14 protein-coding genes are annotated in these 14,712 nt (G+C 39.6%); 8 read left to right on the top strand and 6 right to left on the bottom strand.

Going from position 1 to position 14,712, the window contains the following annotated elements; all coding sequences use genetic code 11:
- Positions 1-5 precede the first annotated feature (5 nt).
- The 5 genes from dppC to ACTH6U_RS05805 all read left to right on the top strand — a co-directional run bounded on the left by dppC (position 6) and on the right by ACTH6U_RS05805 (position 5,677).
- Positions 6-908, top strand: coding sequence for a dipeptide ABC transporter permease DppC (gene dppC / locus ACTH6U_RS05825; RefSeq protein WP_336430748.1), 903 nt, complete (start codon positions 6-8; stop codon positions 906-908).
- A gap of 12 nt (positions 909-920) precedes the next feature.
- On the top strand, positions 921-1,901 hold the full coding sequence (gene dppD / locus ACTH6U_RS05820) for a dipeptide ABC transporter ATP-binding protein (RefSeq protein WP_336430750.1): 981 nt from the start codon (positions 921-923) through the stop codon (positions 1,899-1,901).
- Positions 1,898-2,923, top strand: a complete 1,026-nt coding sequence (dppF, locus tag ACTH6U_RS05815; protein ID WP_294107154.1) for a dipeptide ABC transporter ATP-binding subunit DppF — start codon at positions 1,898-1,900, stop codon at positions 2,921-2,923. Before dppD ends, dppF begins: the two co-directional genes overlap by 4 nt.
- Positions 2,924-3,123: 200 nt before the next feature.
- On the top strand, positions 3,124-3,822 hold the full coding sequence (locus tag ACTH6U_RS05810) for a HAMP domain-containing protein (protein ID WP_294107155.1): 699 nt from the start codon (positions 3,124-3,126) through the stop codon (positions 3,820-3,822).
- A 340-nt stretch (positions 3,823-4,162) separates the two neighbouring features.
- A complete protein-coding gene (locus ACTH6U_RS05805; protein WP_434720280.1) occupies positions 4,163-5,677 on the top strand; it encodes an insulinase family protein in 1,515 nt (504 codons plus the stop codon).
- A gap of 69 nt (positions 5,678-5,746) precedes the next feature.
- Here ACTH6U_RS05805 and ACTH6U_RS05800 read toward each other — a convergent pair whose 3' ends face one another.
- Together ACTH6U_RS05800 and ACTH6U_RS05795 are read right to left on the bottom strand one after the other, a co-directional pair.
- Complete coding sequence (locus tag ACTH6U_RS05800) at positions 5,747-6,742, bottom strand: serine hydrolase domain-containing protein (RefSeq protein ID WP_441831799.1); 996 nt, start codon at positions 6,740-6,742, stop codon at positions 5,747-5,749.
- Positions 6,743-7,185: 443 nt separating this feature from the next.
- Positions 7,186-7,620, bottom strand: coding sequence for a DUF3757 domain-containing protein (locus ACTH6U_RS05795; protein ID WP_294107158.1), 435 nt, complete (start codon positions 7,618-7,620; stop codon positions 7,186-7,188).
- Positions 7,621-7,905: 285 nt separating this feature from the next.
- Between ACTH6U_RS05795 and ACTH6U_RS05790 the strand changes: the two genes are divergently transcribed.
- A complete protein-coding gene (locus ACTH6U_RS05790; RefSeq protein WP_441831798.1) occupies positions 7,906-8,970 on the top strand; it encodes an NAD(P)H-dependent flavin oxidoreductase in 1,065 nt (354 codons plus the stop codon).
- 49 nt (positions 8,971-9,019) lie between these two features.
- On the opposite strand, the gene yhjD is transcribed toward ACTH6U_RS05790, so the two are convergent.
- Both yhjD and ACTH6U_RS05780 read right to left on the bottom strand, forming a co-directional pair.
- On the bottom strand, positions 9,020-10,012 hold the full coding sequence (gene yhjD, locus ACTH6U_RS05785; RefSeq protein ID WP_294107160.1) for an inner membrane protein YhjD: 993 nt from the start codon (positions 10,010-10,012) through the stop codon (positions 9,020-9,022).
- A 175-nt stretch (positions 10,013-10,187) separates the two neighbouring features.
- Positions 10,188-10,592 carry a DUF1090 domain-containing protein gene (locus ACTH6U_RS05780; RefSeq protein ID WP_294107161.1) on the bottom strand — a complete coding sequence of 135 codons (405 nt, stop codon included), beginning with the start codon at positions 10,590-10,592 and terminating at the stop codon, positions 10,188-10,190.
- Between the two features lie 232 nt (positions 10,593-10,824).
- Between ACTH6U_RS05780 and ACTH6U_RS05775 the strand changes: the two genes are divergently transcribed.
- Both ACTH6U_RS05775 and gorA read left to right on the top strand, forming a co-directional pair.
- Positions 10,825-11,667 carry a 23S rRNA (adenine(2030)-N(6))-methyltransferase RlmJ gene (locus ACTH6U_RS05775; protein WP_294107162.1) on the top strand — a complete coding sequence of 281 codons (843 nt, stop codon included), beginning with the start codon at positions 10,825-10,827 and terminating at the stop codon, positions 11,665-11,667.
- A 134-nt stretch (positions 11,668-11,801) separates the two neighbouring features.
- Entirely contained in the window at positions 11,802-13,154 is a 1,353-nt protein-coding gene (gene gorA / locus ACTH6U_RS05770; protein WP_294107163.1) for a glutathione-disulfide reductase, read from the top strand.
- A 110-nt stretch (positions 13,155-13,264) separates the two neighbouring features.
- Here gorA and ACTH6U_RS05765 read toward each other — a convergent pair whose 3' ends face one another.
- Both ACTH6U_RS05765 and ACTH6U_RS05760 read right to left on the bottom strand, forming a co-directional pair.
- Positions 13,265-13,864, bottom strand: a complete 600-nt coding sequence (locus ACTH6U_RS05765) for a glutathione S-transferase family protein (protein WP_441831797.1) — start codon at positions 13,862-13,864, stop codon at positions 13,265-13,267.
- Between the two features lie 62 nt (positions 13,865-13,926).
- Complete coding sequence (locus ACTH6U_RS05760; RefSeq protein WP_336430759.1) at positions 13,927-14,625, bottom strand: helix-turn-helix transcriptional regulator; 699 nt, start codon at positions 14,623-14,625, stop codon at positions 13,927-13,929.
- Between the last annotated feature and the right edge of the window lie 87 nt (positions 14,626-14,712).

The raw sequence follows: 14,712 nt of genomic DNA, 5'->3' as shown, positions 1-14,712 counted from the left end.
CTAAAATGTCTCAATCTACCGAGCCTACTGTTGTCAGCGCCCCACAGCCGATGACGCCATTACATGAATTTTGGCATTATTTTAAACGTAACAAAGGTGCCGTTGTTGGGATGTTTTATATCATCCTAATGGTACTGATTGCCATTTTTGCTGGAGTTTTGGCTCCTCATGCACCAGATGAGCAATTCCGTGATTTTTTACTGACTCCTCCGGTTTGGCAAGATGGTGGGAGCTGGCAATTTATTTTAGGTACTGATGATATTGGCCGCGATATGTTGTCACGCTTAATGTATGGTGCGCGATTATCACTCTTAGTGGGCTGTTTAGTTGTGGTTCTCTCATTAATTATGGGAGTTACTTTCGGTGTTATAGCGGGTTATTTTGGCGGCGTTGTTGATGCTATCATCATGCGTATTGTTGATATCATGCTAGCACTGCCGAGTTTATTGCTCGCATTGGTGCTGGTGGCTATTTTTGGTCCCTCAATCGTTAACGCCTCCATTGCACTGACATTTGTCGCATTGCCCCATTATATTCGCTTGACCCGTGCTGCCGTTTTGGTGGAGGTCACCCGCGACTATGTCACGGCTTCCCGTGTAGCAGGAGCAAGCGCTACGCGTCAAATGTTCATCAATATTTTACCTAACTGTCTTGCACCATTAATTGTTCAAGCATCATTAGGTTTTTCAAATGCCATTTTAGATATGGCTGCTTTGGGTTTCTTGGGTATGGGCGCACAGCCACCAACTCCTGAATGGGGAACGATGCTCTCTGATGTATTGCAATTCGCACAGAGCGCTTGGTGGGTAGTGACATTCCCAGGAGTGGCAATTTTATTGACTGTATTAGCGTTTAACCTGATGGGTGATGGTTTACGCGATGCATTTGATCCAAAACTCAAGCAGTGATGAGGTAATCTAATGGCATTGTTAAATGTAGAACAACTCTCAGTACATTTCGGTGATGAAGGTTCAGCGTTTCGCGCCGTTGATCGCATCAGCTATAGCGTTGAAAAAGGACAAGTTGTTGGTATTGTTGGCGAGTCAGGTTCAGGTAAATCGGTTAGCTCTCTTGCGATTATGGGCCTAATTGATTATCCCGGAAAAGTTATGGCGCAGTCGTTGCAGTTTGATGGGCGTGATTTACTCTCTATTCCTGAAAAAGAACGCAGACAAATTGTTGGTGCGGATGTTGCGATGATTTTCCAAGACCCCATGACGAGTTTGAACCCTTGTTTTACGGTGGGTTATCAAATCATGGAGGCGCTGAAGGTCCACCAAGGTGGTAACAAAAGTACACGTAAACAGCGTACTATAGATTTACTTGATATGGTGGGAATTCCTGATCCGCAATCACGTCTTGATGTTTATCCGCATCAATTATCGGGCGGCATGAGCCAACGAGTCATGATTGCAATGGCAATTGCTTGTCGACCAAAATTGTTGATAGCTGATGAACCAACGACTGCGTTAGATGTGACTATTCAGGCTCAAATTATTGAACTCTTGCTTGAACTACAACAGCAAGAAAATATGGCGTTAGTGCTGATTACCCATGACCTCGCATTAGTGTCCGAAGCGGCGCATCATATTATTGTTATGTACGCAGGTCAGGTGGTTGAATCCGCGAAAGCGACTGATATCTTTAAACACCCTCGTCATCCATATACCCAAGCACTTTTACGTGCGTTACCTGAGTTTGCAACGAATAAATCACGACTGGCTTCATTACCAGGCGTCGTTCCCGGTAAATATGATAGGCCATTCGGTTGTTTATTAAATCCTCGTTGCCCTTATGCAACGGATCGTTGTCGCCAAGAAGAGCCGGTGTTACAGACTATCGGTAATCGTCAGGTGAAATGTCATATGCCACTGGATGATCTGGGGAGGCCAACGCTATGAGTGAAAAACAACACACGCCTTTGTTAAAAGCGGTTGATTTAAAAAAATATTATTCAGTCAAAGGGGGCTTGTTTTCAAATGAGAGAACCCTTAAAGCACTGGATGGCGTTTCATTTGAATTAGAAAAAGGTAAAACTTTAGCGGTTGTCGGTGAATCAGGTTGTGGAAAATCAACACTGGGCCGTTTACTGACTATGATTGAAGTTCCGTCTGAAGGTGAGCTCTCTTATCTAGGTCAAAATCTACTGATAAAAGATAAATCTGCGGAAAAGTTACGCCGCCAGAAAATACAAATTGTATTTCAAAATCCTTATGGCTCTTTGAATCCACGGAAAAAAGTGGGCCAAATACTCGAAGAACCTTTGTCGATTAATACAACGTTATCGAAAGAGCAGCGTAAAGATAAAGTTTTATCAATGATGGCGAAAGTCGGGCTTAAGACAGAACATTATAACCGCTATCCACATATGTTTTCGGGAGGACAACGCCAGCGTATTGCAATTGCACGTGGCTTAATGTTAGATCCTGATATTGTGGTCGCAGATGAGCCAGTTTCGGCTTTGGATGTCTCTGTTCGTGCTCAAGTTCTTAATTTAATGATGGATTTGCAACAGGACTTAGGCCTTTCATATGTATTTATCTCACATGATTTATCTGTAGTAGAGCATATTGCAGATGATGTGATGGTGATGTATTTAGGTCGTTGTGTGGAAAAAGGGACCAAAGAGCAGATTTTTAATAATCCGCTGCATCCTTATACTCAAGCACTTTTATCGGCGACACCAAGGCTTAACCCTGATCTAAGACGAGAAAGGATCAAGCTGACTGGTGAATTGCCTAGTCCTTTAAACCCGCCACCAGGATGTGCTTTTGCTGCGCGTTGTCGTAGAGCTTTTGCTCAATGTACTCAATTCCAGCCAACTTTAAAGGAATATAATGGGCAATTGATAGCTTGCTTTGCTGTTGATGAAGATGAAAAAGCTGTCGATATTGATGGAAAACACACAGTAGGTGTGGCCTAGAAAGCACAAACGGCAGAAAATTCGATGTTTCTGCCGTTTGTTTATTCGATTTTTGTGATTGTTAGCCATTAATATGTATCTTATCTGAAATATTCAATCTTTCTTTTTAAATTGCTCCTTTGCTTACAAAATCAAGTATACTGGCTGCCGTATTTCGTTTTCTTTAAAAAGATGCTCTTGATTAGAAAGGTTGCGGCCAAATGAACACCCGAGTCCAACGCTCACTAACGTTAAAAAGTATGATCGTATTCTTTGTGATTACGCTACTTTTTCTCGCACTTTTTTTAGCTATTCAATTTAGCTATTTATTAGAACAACGTAAGCAAGACTACTTGAATCAATTAAGTAATACGGTGGTTCAAATTCAGAAACCGTTAACGGATTCGTTACTGAGTTCCGACTTAAATGAAACGAAAAGATTGCTCATCAGTTTGAAAACGTCAGGTATTATGGGTAAAGCGATGATTACGGTTGATAATGCAACTGTAATGAATTTAAGTTTCGCAACCCCTCGGCCTATTCCTGATTGGGCTGTTACATTTCTCAGTCTTCCTGTTGAAATGACCGTACCATTGTATGCATATGGTAATGTAGCACCTCATGCTAAGCCACAAGGGTATTTGACCTTGCAGGTAGATTCAAACCGAGTATATCGATTTGCGCTTAATACACTTGCGTTAATGACAACAACATATTTATTGTTAGTACTGATTATTGCGATTGCAATGACATGGTGTGTAAGTCGAATGATCATCAGGCCGCTACGAAAAATAGCCATTGAGTTACAGACGGGTAATAACGTAAAAAGCTTGGATGTATCTGATTATCATCAAGATGATGAGCTAGGGTTATTAACAAAAGGCTATAACCGTCAAATAAAAAAACAAAATTCAGACTAAGCCATGAACATGCACTAATCTTTATGGTCTAATATCGTTATATACCCATTTTCTTTTTGTCACATGACGTTAATGATACATATAGTTGTTTTATTATAAACATAGAGGCTAGGGACCAACCAAGCTAGTCGCTGAAAATTATTGAACGCTATTGTGACAGTTGTTATCGTTGAAATGTAACTTGAATCGTCTAGGGTATTGTTAATAATGGTATTGTCGATAATGGTAAAATCTGATGAAGCCAAGCTATCTCATTTAACCTGATAAATTCGCGTTTTTAGTTAATTTATCCACCACAATTTACGGTTAAATGTAAGAGTAAAAACACATAGGGGTCTACATGCAGGGCTTGAACTTTCGGTATATCATCAGCGTTGTATTATTGTCAGTTACTGGTTTCGCCAGTGCTGAGGCATTACAACCTGATCCAGCATGGCAGCAAGGAAAGCTAGAAAATGGCTTTAGCTGGCAATTATTACAAACACCACAGCGCCCAAATGATCGTGTTCAACTTAGGTTAGCAATCAAAACAGGCTCACTGACTGAAAAAGCCAGTGAAAAGGGTTACAGTTATTTGATCCCTAAAATGGCACTGTATCATCAAACAGATGCATTTCCAGCCGCCGTACTACAAGATTTTTGGCGTCAGGCCGCTGATCCTGATATGCCTATTCCGCCAGCGGTTGTTTCATATGATTACACTATTTATAGTTTAAGTTTACCTAATAACAAACCTGAGTTAGTAAAGCAGGCGCTTAGTTGGCTTGCAACTTCAGTGGCTGGGGCAACTTATACTGAAACCTCGTTACATAATGGTCTAAATATTCCTAATCTTCCTGTTGCGACCTTACCTTTGGATGCGAGTGATCCTGTTTGGCGTGCGCGCTTAAAAGGTTCAGCAATGATGGGATATGATCCGGGCCAAAAAGTAAATGATAATATTGATTTAGCAAGTGTGAATTCATTTTACAAGAAATGGTATACACCAGATGTGATGACATTATATGTCGCAGGCCATGTTGATTCACGTATGTTATCAGACAGTATTTCACAGACCTTTTCTTCTCTAGAAGGTCGGCGTTCAGAGCCTGTTTCTGTTGCTGTGCTCTCTGCGGTTAAGCCTCAATCAATAGATATGCTACAAGATAGACAAACTAAAGATACGCTTTCATTGATTTGGGATATTGATTGGTTGCCAATCAATGATTCCTCAGTGCTATTGCGTTATTGGGGTAGTGATCTCGCTCGTGAGGCGGTATACCGCTCATTGCAAAAAACGTTTAACCAAAAATTTAGTCAAGATGAAGTCGTACCGGGGCTAGATTGCAGGGTGCAATACCAAAAAGCCAGTTGTACGCTTACTATAACAGCGCCACCAGAAAAAATGGCTGCGGTTACGGACGTGGTCTTGAATGAATTGGTCACTATCAATCAAAATGGCATCGCACCTGAACTGTTTGATGAGATGATCAAAGAAAAACAAGTTCAGTTATCACAACTGTTTGCCGCTTATGCACGTACTAGCACGGATGTGTTGATCAGCCAGCGTTTAATTTCCCAGCAAAATGGGGTGGTTGATATCGCACCAGAACAGTACCAAAGTCTAAGACAAGTATTTTTGGCATCGCAGAACCTTGAACAGGTCAATATGGATGTTCGACGGTTATTGTCTCAGGAAGCGGCTTTTGTGTTGGCGCAGCCTAAAGAAAAACAGACCATGGATGCAGAACAAATTCGTCAAAAATTTAGCAAAGCATTGTGGCCGCAGTCACAGCCAATTCCCCCTACTGTAGGTGACGTTGTGACTCAAGAACAAGCAATTCAGTTAGCGCCTGCGGCACCAACGACTAAATAATAAATTACTTAATAATCAGTAATAGTAATTGAATGAAAAATAGCCTCTAAAATTTTAGAGGCTATTTTTTTATCTTCTAGTCAGTAACGACTCAATTGTTTTAATCAGCACATCTCGAGATTCTCTGTTATCAACGAATCCAGCAGCACTGATTTTGGCTTCTGGCGCATAGTAAGCAACGGACCCCCAAAAACCGAGGTGTGAATAAAGGGTAATGCCATTAACGACACTAGCCATGATCCCTAAACGATATTCCTCTGCTCCTTGATGATTACCAATACTTAACATGGTCTCTAGTGTCTCAGATGAGGTGAAAATAGCCCCATTGAATAATGCTTCAAAAAAGAGTGCCATTTGCTTTGACGACATGATTAAACCACCACCACCATAAGCATCCATTGATGCATGAATATCTGTACCATCCAGTTTACCAAGATATTGCCGTGCACGAGGTTCCTGGTGGGTTGGCTGCTCTAAATATTCCCAATAGGCGCTGTCGAGTCCAATTTTATCGAAACTCAATAATTCTCTAACGGCTAAGCCGAGCGATTGCCCAGTGACCCTTTCAATAATATCTCCAAGTAAGATATAGCCAGTATCAGAATAAATAAACGATTCTGATGGTGCGATAAAAGGCACCTGTTTATTGGCATATAACTCGATTTGTTCTAAACGGCTCCATTCATGATCAGGATGTTTGAGAACCTTAGAGAGATAATCCGCATCTGCGTGGTCAAGTAAGCCACTGCTGTGATTCAATAAATGTCGAATGGTAATGCGATCAGTATCATAAGGAGGGCTGAGAAGTTCATTATATCTAGGGGTGATGTAATGAGAGATCGCACCGTCGATGGAGAGTTTTTGCATTTCGGCTAGCCTTAGAATGGCTGCCGCGGTGAATGTTTTGGTATTGCTTGCAATTCTCAGAGGGGTATCTACGGTTAAAAGCGCGCCATCAAGGTCGCTTCCTCGCGCACAAAAAGTTTCTATGCTGTTTTTTGTTTGGTTGTGAGAGTATAGGGCGACGCCACAAGATAAACTTTCAAGAGATAGCATTGTTATCATTTTATTTATTCCAAATTTTTCATACTTTGTCGTTATAGTGATCGCTTCATATTCACTTATAATATACTTGAATAATTAGTTAATCATATAGTCAAAAAGGCTCTTCTTCTTTATGAAAGTTATTTGAAAAATTAAAATTTCATATCAACTACTTGGGTAATAGAAACCTAATGATAAGGGGGTTATGTGGTTGGCTATAATTTTAAGTTTGTTATTTATCATTATATTCAGATTCAATTTTTACGTTGATTAAAATTATTATATCTTTCGGTGTTAATTTAATAAGTTACAAAAATGAATTGAAATGATATATAACTGAATGAGTTTTAGCTATATATCATTTCGAATGTAATGATAATGGATTTTTAGATTATCTATTAATTTTTTCAGTTTTTCTGAAATATATTTTTAGTTGGTTTTAACTATTTTTTAGTTTTCAATGTTTATTGGCTGATTTTAAATATGCAATTTTCAGGTGATGTATTCTCACATACATTATAGATTAGCCCAAAATTGCCACTCTCTTTTGTCCAACCGTTTCCTTCGGTTTTTATTGTGAACTCTTTTTCATTTTTAGGGGTGAATCGCATATCTAGGGTTTTATTTGTATTAATATTATAAGTACAGTATTGGAACTTTAAAGGTGTTGATTCACTTTCCTGAATAGCAATGCTCATTTTAAATGATTGTACTGGGTTTTTTTCACCAATAATTCCTTGTAAAACACCTGACCATTTACCATTTTCCCCATCGGCACTGAAAACACCACTGCCAGTTTCATTAATTTCATGAAGTTTTGGGCAATGTTCTGTGGCTTGAGCTACCGAAATAAAACCTATAGATGTCATTATTGCTAAAATTGAAATTATTTTTTTCATATTAAATTCTCCTTTTTAAATGAGCTTGTTTTATACATAAAAAAATATATCAATACAAGTGTAGATGAAATGAATGAATTTTAACTTCAGATTTATTTTTAATATGATAATTTGTGTTTTAATGTTTGCGGCGTTGTTTTTAATTAATTTTTTTTAATATATTTAAATTTTCAGATATAGTCATGATAATTTAGTTATTATTACGCAATCGTTGTGCTAGTCTTGTTATTCGACTACTAATTGTACTTTGTCGCCGTAGGACATAATATAAAGGTAATAAATAAAATGAAAAAAACAAATATATTTTTATCTCACTTAGGTTTACGGTACCCAATTATTCAGGCACCTATGGCAGGGGTATCCACAGCAAAGTTAGCCGCAGCAGTCTGTGAAGCTGGTGGGTTAGGTTCGCTTGGATTAGGAGCAAGTTCTGTTGAACAAGCACGGCAACTGATTGCTGAAACCCAAACACTGACAAATAAACCGTTCAATGTGAATTTATTTTGTCACCATCACCCGCAACGCAATCATGAAAATGAACAGGCTTGGATTGACTATCTGCGCCCCCAATTTTCTGAATTTAAGATAACGCCTCCAAAGAAACTTAATGAAGTTTATCAGACATTCATTGATAACATTGAAATGCTTGAATTATTACTTGAAATGAAACCTGCGGTAGTGAGTTTTCATTTCAATATACCATCAGCGGAAGTTATTCGTCAGTTTAAACAACAGGGTATTTATACCATGGCAACGGCGACTAATTTACAAGAGGCGCGGTTGATTGAATCAAGTGGAATTGAGGCAATTATTGCACAAGGTATTGAGGCTGGGGGTCATCGGGGAATGTTTGATGTTCAAGTGAAGGATGAAAGCCTGACAACTAATACGCTTGTTTCTTTACTCCACCGACATACAACGTTACCGATTATTGCGGCGGGCGGTATCATGGATGGTGATGATATCAAACTTGCATTGCAAAATGGTGCAATGGCAGCTCAGCTTGGTACGGCATTTATTTTATGTCCTGAATCTGCGGCAAATGCACATTATCGCGCTAAACTTAAAAGCCAAACAACTGACAATACCGTATTAACTACAGCGATCTCTGGTCGTCCCGCAAGGGGTGTTATCAATCAGTTTATTCGGATTGGACATGAATATGGTGCTAATAAATTACCTGATTATCCCATTGCTTACGATGTAGGCAAGCAACTCAACGCAGCAGCAATGCAATTAGGTAGTGATGAATTTGCTGCTCATTGGGCAGGGCAGAGCGTTGCAAGAGCGAGAGAAATGTCAGCAAAGGAATTAGTGGAAACATTGGTGCAGGAAATGGGGCGAATATAGCTAGAGGTGATTTTTTTGGGGATAACCAATAAATTATCCCCAATTAAAATTATGGCGTGAGAATGTCGTCTTGTGAATCTTTAGACTCGTCAGTGGCTATCCAGGCGGCGCAAAATAGTGTCAGTCTTGCAAAGAAGTAGAAGAACGCCATTAAACCAATGACAGAACCGAAAGCCGCGCCAGAAGGCGACGATGCTAAACTCGGTAAAATCCACGTCATAACTGATTTGATAATTTCAAAGCCAATAGCGGCGAGCAAGGTGCCTTTGAGTAATGAATTACGGCGATGCTGCATGCGTGGTAGTATCCAAAAAATCCATAGGAACAATAGAAAATTAGCAGCAATAGAAATTGTTAAGCCGATTAATGTCCAAACAGGTTTCAGCCATTCGATACCGCCTAACCCAATGATATTGACAATGGTTGCTTGTGCGGAGCCTGCAACGGAGGTCAATGTGATTGTCACAACTAAGGCGATGAGTAGGCCGATTAATGCAAAGAAATCACGAATATAGCGGAAAATAAAGTTTTCTTGTTCATCTTCATTACGTTCCCAAACGGGGCGTGACTGCGCCAAAATAGCCAAACGTAAGTTATTTACCCAATTTACCCCAGAGTAAACCGCTAATACTAAACCGGTTAATCCAACAGTTGTTCGTTGGCGGATTGCGGTATCAATCGTTCTTTCTAAAGTATTAGCAAGGGTTGGATCAGTAATATTGGCAGAAATACCTCGAATGAGTTTTTCAAGTAATTCAGGATTGCTAGCTAAAACGAAACCCGCGGCTGCAAAGGAGAACATTAAAACGGGAATGAGCGAAAGAAAGGAGAAATAAGTAATGGCGGCACCAAACTGATTACCCATACGATCAGTAAAACGTTGTGCGGTACGGATCAGATGTGCAATGAAGGGGATAGCACAGACAAAATTAACAACCCGCATAGAGAAAGTCAGCGCTTTTTTACTGCCATCAATACTTTTATTGAGCGTTTTTTTCAGTTTGTTGGTGTCTTTTTGTTGTTCATCCTGCATATTCGACATTCATTCCCCTTTTTACTGTCGATTAAAATTTACTAACTGTTACCTAATGATAATCTAACTATAGCCTAAAATTAGCCATAACTTTACCTTAATGCCTATATTCAGATGAAAAATAGGCATATTTAAGGTGATAATAACTCATTAATTAATCAGAAAAAATAGTTGCTACTCAAGGCTAAAGTGCATCTTTATGCGCTTTAAGTTCAGCTTGTGCTTCTTTCAGTTCATCTTGAGCTTCAGTGAGTTTAGCTTCACGTTTTGCAATTTTTTTACGGTCATCCCCTTTTTGTTTTTCTTCAAGCAATTCAGCTTCACGCTCTTTTACTTTTTCTGTTTTTTCTGCCACGTCTTTTTGGCTATCACGGTACAGGGATTCAGGTGTACAATAGCTATTCACGTTATCAAGAGCTCGCTCTAACCCATTCACGCGATTGTGATTACCGTGAGTTTTTGCATATTCTAATTGCTGTTCGATTTTTTGCTTTTTAATGTCACAGCCATTTTGTGGCTGGGCTGCGAATGTAGATGTACTGGCTAAACAAAAAATTGAAGCGGCACTCATGATGATAAGTTTTTTCATTATTCACCTCGGGTTATCTTGAAATTTGTATTTAGGATAGCGTTTTATCGTATTTAGATCATGTGAATTTTGTAATTATCCTATCGATGACAATACTACCTAAATTTAGCTATAATGACGCTAAAGTATTAATCCGGTCTATTTTTCACTCAAAGACTATCTTTAAAGAATCCATTTAATAGTGGTTAGTTTCTAGCGCTACTGTTGAATTTCCTCAGGAAATAAACGTTACATGTTAAGTTATCGTCATAGCTTTCACGCAGGCAACCATGCAGATGTACTAAAACACACAGTACAAAGCTTGATCATCGAATCTCTGAAAGAGAAAGAAAAACCATTTCTGTATTTGGATACGCACGCAGGGGCGGGTCGTTATCAGTTAACTAGTGAACATGCAGAAAAAACAGGTGAGTATCTACAAGGAATTGCACGTATTTGGGCGCAACCAGATCTACCCGAGGAATTGCTGCCTTATATGAGAATTGTTCGTCATTTAAATGAGAATGGAAAGCTGCGTTATTATCCGGGTTCCCCATTACTGGCGAAACACCTACTACGTGAAGAAGATCAATTGATACTGACGGAGTTACATTCAAGTGATTATCCGTTATTGCGTGCCGAGTTTTCACGCGATGATCGTGCTACCGTTTCTCGTGGTGATGGTTATCAGCAATTAAAATCTAAATTACCGCCATATAGCCGCCGTGGCTTTATGTTGATGGATCCGCCTTATGAAATGAAATCTGATTATGAGGCTGTCGTTAAAGGGGTAGTTGAAGGCTATAAACGCTTTGCAACCGGTACCTATGCAATTTGGTATCCTGTTGTATTACGTCAACAAATTAAGCGTATGATTAATCAATTAGAAGCGACGGGTATTCGTAGAATTCTACAAATTGAACTGGCTGTGCGTCCTGATAGTGATCAACGAGGTATGACGGCATCAGGTATGATTGTCATTAATCCACCGTGGAAGCTTGAGCAGCAGATGAAAAATGTGTTGCCGTGGTTGCATAAAACCTTAGTGCCAGAAGGAATAGGGCATACTTTGGTTGATTGGATAGTACCTGAATAACTAACTCGATAGGTCAAGGCTATTGTATTAACAGGCAATACCTATCTTAAATGGCTATTTTTATCGCGACAACAAATAGCATAATAAGAGAAGATTAACCAATTAATCATTCTAAAAATGGGAATAACCAAGTTATGAGCAAACATTACGATTATATTGCAATTGGTGGTGGTAGTGGCGGTATTGCTTCTATGAACCGTGCAGCTATGTATGGTCAAAAGTGTGCCCTAATCGAGGCGAAAGCATTAGGTGGAACCTGTGTTAACGTAGGCTGTGTACCTAAAAAAGTCATGTGGCATGCAGCTCAAATTTCAGAAGCGATTCGCGCTTATGGTCCCGACTATGGTTTCGATACAACCATTAACCGATTTGATTGGAAAACACTGATTGAAAGCCGTACAGCTTATATTGATCGTATTCACCAGTCTTATGACCGTGTGCTTGGAAACAATAAAGTCGACGTGATCAGTGGTTTCGCTCGTTTTGTCGATGCACATACCGTTGAAGTTAATGGTGAAACTTATACTGCTGATCATATTTTGATTGCCACAGGTGGTCGCCCCGTTGTGCCGACAATCCCTGGTGCAGAATATGGCATCACATCAGATGGTTTCTTTGAACTAGAAGATTTACCAAAACGTGTTGCTGTGGTCGGTGCGGGCTATATCGCCGTTGAACTCGCGGGTGTACTAAATGGTTTAGGCAGTGAAGCGCATTTATTTGTACGTAAACACGCGCCGCTGCGTTCATTCGACCCGTTGATTGTTGAAACACTGGTTGAAGTGATGAATACAGAAGGGCCAAAACTTCACACTGAATCAGTACCAAAAGAAGTGGTGAAGAATGCAGATGGTTCGTTAACCTTAAAATTGGAAAATGGCCAAGAGCAAACGGTTGATGTATTGATTTGGGCTATTGGTCGTGAGCCAATGACGGATAATCTGAATATTGAAGCCGCAGGTGTTGAGCTGAATGCAAAAGGCTACATTAAGGTCGATAAGTATCAAAATACCAATGTTGCAGGTGTTTATGCGGTTGGTGACAATACGGGTGCAGTTGAGCTAACGCCTGTTGCAGTTGCTGCTGGACGTCGACTATCTGAACGTTTGTTTAATAATAAACCTGATGAGCATTTAGATTACAGTAATATTCCAACAGTGGTTTTCTCTCATCCACCTATTGGCACTGTGGGATTAACTGAACCTGAAGCGATTGAAAAATACGGTACTGATAAAGTCAAATCTTATAAATCATCATTTACGGCCATGTATACTGCGGTGACTTCTCATCGCCAACCTTGCCGAATGAAACTAATTTGTGTTGGGGAAGACGAAAAAATCGTTGGTATCCACGGTATTGGTTTTGGTATGGATGAAATCTTACAAGGTTTTGCGGTTGCTCTGAAAATGGGTGCGACGAAAAAAGATTTCGATGATACTGTGGCTATTCACCCAACAGGTGCGGAAGAGTTTGTTACAATGCGCTAAGTGTGAGTGACAAATTTTAGTTTCAAAGATAAAGGCTAGGTCATTGATGATCTAGCCTTTTTAGTATCCTAAACGTATAAACACATTTAGGATGCGAAAGCTAAGGTATTTTACTTATCTAGTAACGCCGCTATTTCAGGATTCACGGATAAGCTCTTAAGGTAAGCCTTCATCGCGGGTGTAGCTTCAACGATGTTATAACGGGTTAGGAACATCACGAAAGCGCCAACATAGACATCGACTGCGGTCATCGTTTCACCGCAAATAAACGGCTTCGCGTTGATCAAGCATGTTTCTAAACAAGCAAATGAACGCTCAAAAGAACCAAATCCTGATGATTTTTGTTGTTCTTCATTCAACTCAATGCCTAAGTTTTTGACAGTGAAAGCTGACTCTATCGGCCCCGCTGTGAATAGGAACCAACGGTAATAAGCAGCACGTCTTGGGTCATTCAATGCGGATGCAAATCCTTTTTCAACGAATTTATCTGCAAGATACATACAAATGGCCGCAGTTTCTGTCACGATAGCATCGCCATCCACTAGGGCAGGTACTTTTGCCATCGGATTAATGGCAAGATATTCCGCTGTATGCATCTCTTCGCCATAAGCTAATTCGATGCGTTTGTAAGGCACGGCTAATATTTTTAATAAAAGTTCGACTGTGTTACCACGTGACATTGAATTTGTGAAAAGAACGAGTTCGCTCATGATGATTCCCTTAGATGATTTCCATAGATGAAGTTGAGTGCTTACTATAAGGGAGAGGGATGTCAGAAACTGTCAGGAGTGATACAGAGAATTTCTTTTTGCCATTGTGCTAATAAATAGCCTTTAGGATAAGGAAGTTTATCGGCCAAAGTTGCGTAAGATTGAATTCTATCAAGTCGAAAATGTCGATAACTTTGGCGTAATTCACACCAAGCCGCTAGTACTTGGGTATCTTTCATATAACCAATTGCAATGGGCCAAATAATACGCTCACTTTGTTCCGTTTTCACATCCAGATAGGTGATTTTTGCTTTTAGTTCTTTACGTAAGCTAAGACGCAAATCTTTAGCGATAACATTATCAACGCTAGAAAAGTGGGTCGTTGGAGCAAATAAGGTATTTTGACTTAGGATTTTTTGTGATTTATTTACCACTATAGAATTGATTTTATCAATTGCACGCAAAGCAGACTTTTTAAGTTCGTCATCAGCATTACTTTTAACCCAACGTAAACCCAGAACTAATGCTTCAAGCTCATTTTCATCAAACATTAACGGTGGAAGCAATAAACCTGCTTTTAATTGATAGCCTATTCCCGCTTCACCCGTAATTTCAGCGCCTTGGTCTCTTAAAGACTCAATATCTCGATAAATCGATCGCACACTAATTTGGAATTGCGATGCGAGCGCTTCCGCGGTGATGGGATAACGATTTTCTTTTAAAATTTGTAATAAAGTCAGTAAGCGTTGGGTACGAGTCATTAAAGTCTCTACTTAAAATAGAATGAGCTAAATCAGGTTAAGGAATAATAGCCGCAATTTCCACTATGATTATTAAATTTCTAATTA

The sequence above is a fragment of the Providencia sp. genome (assembly GCF_052096715.1).
Taxonomy (GTDB): domain Bacteria; phylum Pseudomonadota; class Gammaproteobacteria; order Enterobacterales; family Enterobacteriaceae; genus Providencia.
Note: the sequence above shows the minus strand (reverse complement) of the source record. Positions and strands in the feature narration are given on the sequence as shown.

Excerpts from the sequence above, each read along its gene's own strand:
- ACTH6U_RS05765 (WP_441831797.1), bottom strand. The coding sequence starts at position 13,864 with ATGAGCGAACTCGTTCTTTTCACAAATTCAATGTCACGTGGTAACACA.
- ACTH6U_RS05800 (WP_441831799.1), bottom strand. The coding sequence starts at position 6,742 with ATGATAACAATGCTATCTCTTGAAAGTTTATCTTGTGGCGTCGCCCTA.
- dppD (WP_336430750.1), top strand. The coding sequence starts at position 921 with ATGGCATTGTTAAATGTAGAACAACTCTCAGTACATTTCGGTGATGAA.
- ACTH6U_RS05810 (WP_294107155.1), top strand. The coding sequence starts at position 3,124 with ATGAACACCCGAGTCCAACGCTCACTAACGTTAAAAAGTATGATCGTA.
- ACTH6U_RS05805 (WP_434720280.1), top strand. The coding sequence starts at position 4,163 with ATGCAGGGCTTGAACTTTCGGTATATCATCAGCGTTGTATTATTGTCA.
- dppC (WP_336430748.1), top strand. The coding sequence starts at position 6 with ATGTCTCAATCTACCGAGCCTACTGTTGTCAGCGCCCCACAGCCGATG.
- ACTH6U_RS05775 (WP_294107162.1), top strand. The coding sequence starts at position 10,825 with ATGTTAAGTTATCGTCATAGCTTTCACGCAGGCAACCATGCAGATGTA.
- dppF (WP_294107154.1), top strand. The coding sequence starts at position 1,898 with ATGAGTGAAAAACAACACACGCCTTTGTTAAAAGCGGTTGATTTAAAA.
- gorA (WP_294107163.1), top strand. The coding sequence starts at position 11,802 with ATGAGCAAACATTACGATTATATTGCAATTGGTGGTGGTAGTGGCGGT.
- yhjD (WP_294107160.1), bottom strand. The coding sequence starts at position 10,012 with ATGTCGAATATGCAGGATGAACAACAAAAAGACACCAACAAACTGAAA.
- ACTH6U_RS05790 (WP_441831798.1), top strand. The coding sequence starts at position 7,906 with ATGAAAAAAACAAATATATTTTTATCTCACTTAGGTTTACGGTACCCA.
- ACTH6U_RS05795 (WP_294107158.1), bottom strand. The coding sequence starts at position 7,620 with ATGAAAAAAATAATTTCAATTTTAGCAATAATGACATCTATAGGTTTT.
- ACTH6U_RS05780 (WP_294107161.1), bottom strand. The coding sequence starts at position 10,592 with ATGAAAAAACTTATCATCATGAGTGCCGCTTCAATTTTTTGTTTAGCC.
- ACTH6U_RS05760 (WP_336430759.1), bottom strand. The coding sequence starts at position 14,625 with ATGACTCGTACCCAACGCTTACTGACTTTATTACAAATTTTAAAAGAA.